General features: G+C 33.9%; 7 protein-coding genes. 3 read left to right on the top strand and 4 right to left on the bottom strand.

Annotated features, from left to right (window positions below; genetic code table 11):
• Positions 1 to 92: 92 nt before the first annotated feature.
• The 3 genes from ACFSBH_RS12780 to ACFSBH_RS12770 form a co-directional block, all read right to left on the bottom strand.
• The gene (locus ACFSBH_RS12780; RefSeq protein ID WP_379597856.1) at positions 93 to 554 is read right to left on the bottom strand and encodes a DUF1173 family protein; all 462 of its coding nucleotides are present in this window, start codon (positions 552 to 554) and stop codon (positions 93 to 95) included.
• 230 nt (positions 555 to 784) lie between these two features.
• Complete coding sequence (locus tag ACFSBH_RS12775; RefSeq protein WP_379597854.1) at positions 785 to 1,123, bottom strand: hypothetical protein; 339 nt, start codon at positions 1,121 to 1,123, stop codon at positions 785 to 787.
• 225 nt (positions 1,124 to 1,348) lie between these two features.
• Complete coding sequence (locus ACFSBH_RS12770) at positions 1,349 to 2,026, bottom strand: hypothetical protein (RefSeq protein ID WP_379597852.1); 678 nt, start codon at positions 2,024 to 2,026, stop codon at positions 1,349 to 1,351.
• Positions 2,027 to 2,220: 194 nt separating this feature from the next.
• On the opposite strand from ACFSBH_RS12770, the gene ACFSBH_RS12765 reads away from it, so the two are divergent.
• The 3 genes from ACFSBH_RS12765 (at position 2,221) to ACFSBH_RS12755 (ending at position 3,971) form a co-directional block, all read left to right on the top strand.
• On the top strand, positions 2,221 to 2,955 hold the full coding sequence (locus ACFSBH_RS12765; protein ID WP_379597850.1) for a zeta toxin family protein: 735 nt from the start codon (positions 2,221 to 2,223) through the stop codon (positions 2,953 to 2,955).
• Positions 2,956 to 3,009: 54 nt separating this feature from the next.
• On the top strand, positions 3,010 to 3,174 hold the full coding sequence (locus tag ACFSBH_RS12760) for a hypothetical protein (RefSeq protein WP_379597848.1): 165 nt from the start codon (positions 3,010 to 3,012) through the stop codon (positions 3,172 to 3,174).
• Between the two features lie 509 nt (positions 3,175 to 3,683).
• Positions 3,684 to 3,971: a hypothetical protein gene (locus tag ACFSBH_RS12755; protein WP_379597846.1), complete on the top strand. Its 288-nt coding sequence runs from the start codon at positions 3,684 to 3,686 to the stop codon at positions 3,969 to 3,971.
• Positions 3,972 to 4,069: 98 nt separating this feature from the next.
• Here ACFSBH_RS12755 and ACFSBH_RS12750 read toward each other — a convergent pair whose 3' ends face one another.
• Positions 4,070 to 5,464, bottom strand: a complete 1,395-nt coding sequence (locus ACFSBH_RS12750; RefSeq protein WP_379597844.1) for an L-cystine transporter — start codon at positions 5,462 to 5,464, stop codon at positions 4,070 to 4,072.
• Positions 5,465 to 5,989: the final 525 nt, after the last annotated feature.

Below are 5,989 nucleotides of genomic sequence, written 5' to 3'. Positions count from 1 at the left end.
GATTAGTTCTTCATGTGGCATAGAAAAGCACCTCCTTCAATTGATATTTCTATCTTAGCAAGAGGTGCTTCATTTTTGTATGCGTTGTTTGATTACGGGTTTACATTAGATCCAACCCCAGCATCCCAACCTATACCACTGTTTGCCTCGCTATCCCCATTAACCTTATGCGAGTTTGTTTTTTTATAATCATGTGCATTTAATGATATTAGATAATTGCCTTCGTTATCTTCTTCCACACTTTTTTTATTTTGTTCTCCATTTGATGACAATGATTTGTCACGATGAAAATAACAATCAGTATGATGATTTTCCGCTTGTTTGGGATAAGAGCTTAAATAATAAGTATCTGTATGCTCGATATATGCTATTCTCATATCTATAGGTTTTGTATTGCACATACACTGTAGTATTATTTTTTTGTGGCGATAAGGATTATACAAAGACTTTAATTTATCTTTCATTGCACGTGGATCGATCTGCTTTAAAGTATAATAACTTAAGCGTTCAATAGTATTATCTTTTAATTTTGTAATTTTTAGGAATCCAGTCATTTAGATAAATCTCCTTTCGTGTCAAATTATAAGTTACGGCAACGGCAATTAATTATTAAACCTAATTGCTATGTTTAATACTATAAAATAGCCTATAAACATTATAATAGCGCCAAATAAACTTGCACAAAAGACTATATTCATTATTTTAATAGCTCCTAACTTAACAATTAACTTAAAAAAACTTTGAATAAAGGTACTTTTCTTCCAAAGAAAAGTACCTTCTTTATTTAGTTTTTCATGGATTCATAGATACTATCATCACACCAACGAATAAATTCATTATTGTTACTATCCAACTTGGTTTCCAAGAATCCTTCTTTCTCCATCTCATAAGCTACTTTTTTTATCTCAATCATCGTTGGATCATTCCCCTTAAATACTTCAGTAAGGGGAATCCAATCATCTTCAAAGCTTCCCAATGCATATGTATTAAGAATCATACCTGCAGCTAAAGAATAAAAAACATCTTTACCAGGAAAGTGGTTTCTAGGCACTAACATATTTTCCTGTGGATTTGCGTTTTCGCATTCAGAATATAAATCAATTGCTTTTTCAGTTTGAGTCATTAAGACTACCTCCCATATATAAAATTTTAACCACAGGTAAATTATACCAAATCATTATACTCATGTCTATTATTCGTTAAATTAGAATTTAACGCGAAATAGAAACTATAAAACATAATTGCAACTACTCCCCTGTTACAAAAATAAAAAGGAATGTCTCCGAAAAGAGACATTCCTTTTATTTAAACTACCTCTACTTTAACTACTACGCACTTATAGTTATTTTCACTTATATCCTGCTATAACTTCCCATACTATATCCATGTCATTACTGGTATCATCGTTTATTACTCTTTTCAATAAAGATTTTTCCCATAATCTTTCTAATAACTGTACCTTTGCACGATTCCATTTTGTACCGAAGTGTAATTCTAATTTAACAACAGGTGTATTAATTCTTTTAACTAATAAATTGTCAAAAGATCTTTGCCAATCGATTATATCTTTCAAAAATATTGCACCCAAGGATGGCATATCTACTTTTTCAAAAGAACCAATGAGTACCAAAAGATGGTTAAAATATTTTTCTGCATACCATAAATAAGCAGCTACATCTATCGGTATTTCATTACCATAATTTCCGCGGGCTGCCATAATGGTAGAATGAAATTCTAAAAATGATTCTTTGTTATTCATTATTGACGGGTATTTCGTAGTATTATGAATGTCAAATTCATCTGGTGACTCTTCTAGTATATTAGCAATTTCATATACTTCTAAATAGGTTGCTGCTTTTGCAATTTCTCTTACCTCCATAAGAGACTTAGCAATTCTTTTTCCTATTTCTTCTTGAAATCTCGCTTTTTGTTCCTTTTTAAGCTTTGATTGATAAAAGATATGAGTCAAAAAAACACCAATAACCCCACCGACAAGCGACGATACAATGGTTATAATCGTATCCATATAATACCCTCCATAACCCAAAATATAATATGTACTCTACTCCTTCAACTTTAACATAATCTAATCAACAAATTATTTATTGAAAAAACTAATTTTCTCTCTTCAACTATCACAATTTAATAAGTTTATTTTTTGCGAGAGGAAATACATGGTATAATTTATCTAGATAGATTAGAAGATAGGAGAATTAAGCGATGGGGAAAGAGCGGGATGAAGCAAAAAAAACTAAAAATATACATCGTACAAATGATGGTGACTACACAGAGGATAGAAAAAAGGTACACTCTCAGATTATCAACTATTACTTAAAGTTGGTTGAATCACACGAAAACGAAGAATTGGAAGCCATTCTCTTGGGTGGAGGAAGTAATTCTGGAAAATCCACTATCATTGAAGAATTAGAGTTAGACGACTTTATTACTATTGATTCAGATGAAATTAAACAACATTTACCCGAGTATGAAGAATACCAGCGAGATGAGCCAGAAATGGCTGCTTTCTTTGTCCACGATGAGAGTTCGGACATTAGTCATGAATTATTAAATAAATCAATTGCATTGGTAAAACCATTTCTATATGACGGAACTATGAAGAACACAGAAAAATATCGTGAAATTATCAAGGAGTTGCGTGAGAAAAATTATTTTATCACGATGATTGTTGTTGATGTACCAGTAGACCTTGCATTTCAAAGAAACAGGGCCAGATTCGAAGCAACTGGTCGTGCTGTACCTGATCACATTGTTACAGAAACACACGACGCTATCCCTAACTCTTTCTCGGAATTAAAAAATTTGGTGGATGAATATTATCTCTATGATACCCGAAATGGTTATGCAATACTCGTCGCCAATAAAACAGTTGATGACGGAGAAGTAGTTCATGATGAGGCTCTTTACCATGAATTTTTAAATAAAGGTAAAAAATGAGTGATTACTATTTGAATTTAGGGTATACTATAAATAGAGAAGGAGATGATTTTTATGCCAATTGGAAAACAATTAATGAAAAAACTTGAAAAATCAACTGTAGGCAAAAGAAAACATTTAGAATTTCAAGCAAATTTTAGACGTTTTCAACAAAATCATCGTGAGGAAGAATATCAAGCAATTCAACGAAGAATGGAAGCTCAATTACAAAAAAATTAAAACATATACTTTAAAAGGACGATCATAAGATCGTTCTTTTTATTATTTGCTATAGGTTTAAATATATACCTTTGAAATAACATCTACTCATACTCTTCTCTATTGAATGAATACGACAGCGATTCATCTTTATTGCTTAATTTTATAAAAGGATTATCAATCTTTTGCTTTCCATTCAAAATGACACATTGTCACCTTTTCTTTATACAAGGAGAGTCAGTGTAATGAGATTCATTCTTTTGTATAATAGCTACAAGTCCATTAATAAGCCAAAAACTAGGGAAAAGCCCTTAATTAGACGATTAAACTTCGTCTCTTTAGGGCTTTTTCTATTTGCTATGAGACCCTAAATCAGGGAGATGTACAAAATGATTAAAACATTATTCAAGAATAGAACTAAACCGGGTTTTACTGAATTTCCAAGAGATGGATGGGCAGAACAGTTTGATTACATAATTAATAAATGACAAGATACACCTGCTAATATACACACGTATATGCTGCCTAGCATGATTGAATTAAAAAGGGAATTTCCTAAGCAAACTAACGATAAGAATGATTTATTTATTGGTATACTAGCTTGGCCATCAAATAATTGTGATGTAATCGCAATTACAAAGGGTGATATATATTTAGAATACCCCTTAAATAATCATTTTTTTGGAGATCTAAATGAAGATTTTTTTGAAAATATTGGTGTAATTCCAACCAATAATACCTGTAGTAACTGCAGAGAATTTGCTATCTTTATAGATGCAAATGAAAAATGTATGGACTGTAAAGTAGAAATTCAATAAAAGCCGAGAGGTGAACGAGATACCCCCGTTCACCCTTTTTATTTTCTAATCTAAAAAGTAAAAACTCTTTTCTAATCCATAATTTATATAGCTTTATGCTAAACTACAGCTTTATCAGCAACTGAGTTTTTGTCGTTGAATTTCTCTACATCATGACTACCAAGAATCTTGGATGTCAGTGTTCCGGCAATCATGGAACCATTTACGTTAAGTGCTGTACGTCCCATATCAATCAGTGCTTCAACAGAGATCAACAATCCAGCAAGACCAACTGGAAGCCCCATGGAAGAAAGAACGATAATCGCTGCAAATGTCGCCCCACCACCAACACCCGCTACACCAAATGAACTGATTGCAGTAGTAACGATTAATGGTATCAAGAAATCCCATGCTAATGGATTGATTCCAACCGTTGGAGCAATCATAACCGCAAGCATGACTGGATATATACCGGCACAGCCATTTTGGCCCATTGTTGCACCGAATGATGCAGAAATGTTCGCTGTTCCGTCATCGACTCCAAGTCCGTTTTTCTGCGCTTGGATATTGATTGGTAGTGTTCCTGCACTTGAGCGTGAAGTAAAAGCAAATGCTAATGCTGGGTATGCTTTTTTCACATATGTCATTGGGTTTAATCCAAACCCTGCTACGAGAACCAAGTGAATGAAAAACATTGTAATTAATGCTACATAGGAAGCAAGTACGAATTTACCAAGTTCCAATACACCAGCATAATTTGTATTTGCAACCATATTCGTCATGAGTGCGAGTACCCCATATGGAGTTAAACGAAGAATTAATGTTACAATCCTCATAACGACAGCAAAAATCGCATTGACACCTTTTACAAATAGCTCCGCTTGCTCTGGATACTTCCTTCTCACTCCGAGTACCGCTACTCCTGCAATAAGTGAAAAGATAACAACACCAATTACGGATGTTGGACGCTCTCCAGTCATATCAAGGAAAATATTATTTGGAATAAAAGCTAAAATTCGTTGCGGTGTCGTTTGATCCTCAATACTTGCATAACGTTCTTCGATTGATGAAGCGCGTTCATTTTCAGCTTGACCCGCTTCAATCTGGTCGGCACTTAAGTCGAATAAAAGAGCGGAACCAATACCGATAACAGCAGCAATCATTGTAGTACCAACGAGAATCCCAATCACCCAACCAGCCATCTTACCGAGCTCTTTCGTTTTCTCCAAATTGATGATTGCTCGAATGATGGAAACCATTACGAGTGGTACGACGATCAGCATTAAGAGTCTTACATATCCGCTCCCGACAATGCTATACCAATCTAATGTTCGCGTCAGTATATCTGAACCAACGCCATAAACGGCCTGTAAAATAGCTCCTAATACAACCCCTACTCCCATTGCCGTCAAAACTCGTTTACCAAATGAAATGTGCTTTTTCTGCATGTAATAAAGCAACCCTATTACAATGAATAATACAGCAATGTTTAAAATTATAAAGACACTATCCATCTCTTTTCCTCCTCATTAATAATAAGTGATTATACACATGGATTTAGTCGGGTTTAAAGCATACAAAGAATTACGATTCCAATCTGAAGATGTCAATGTTTCTCTTATAGAATCATAGCAACTCATCCTCTCTGATTTATATGGCATCAATATATAAAGAGAAGTAACATGCCTAAAAGTAAACATATGAATTAATTTTTCTATATTTAGAGTTCGACTGATAATCATTTGGAACATAATAAGTGTTGTTAGAGGTAATACAGAATTATAAACTACGTGGAATTTAAAAGCAGGACGATCTGCAAGTGGCTATGTGTCTGTTGGTAGTAAGAATATCGAACATTTATATATAAAAGAAGAACAAGTGTAGAGTAGAAAACAGGAATTAGATAGTTGCCTTCTTGTCCTCGGGTTTCAGGATGTTCCACCTTACTAAGCCAGACAGGAGGGCAATTCCTTTTCCTGTTCCCCCTCATCAAACCGTACATGAAGTTTTCCCTCATACGGCTTTCCGACGTTCTTCTT

The sequence above is a fragment of the Oceanobacillus luteolus genome (assembly GCF_042678205.1).
Lineage (GTDB): Bacteria > Bacillota > Bacilli > Bacillales > Amphibacillaceae > Oceanobacillus > Oceanobacillus luteolus.
The sequence above is the reverse complement of the archived record's forward strand: the minus strand, read 5'-3'. Positions and strand labels throughout refer to the sequence as shown.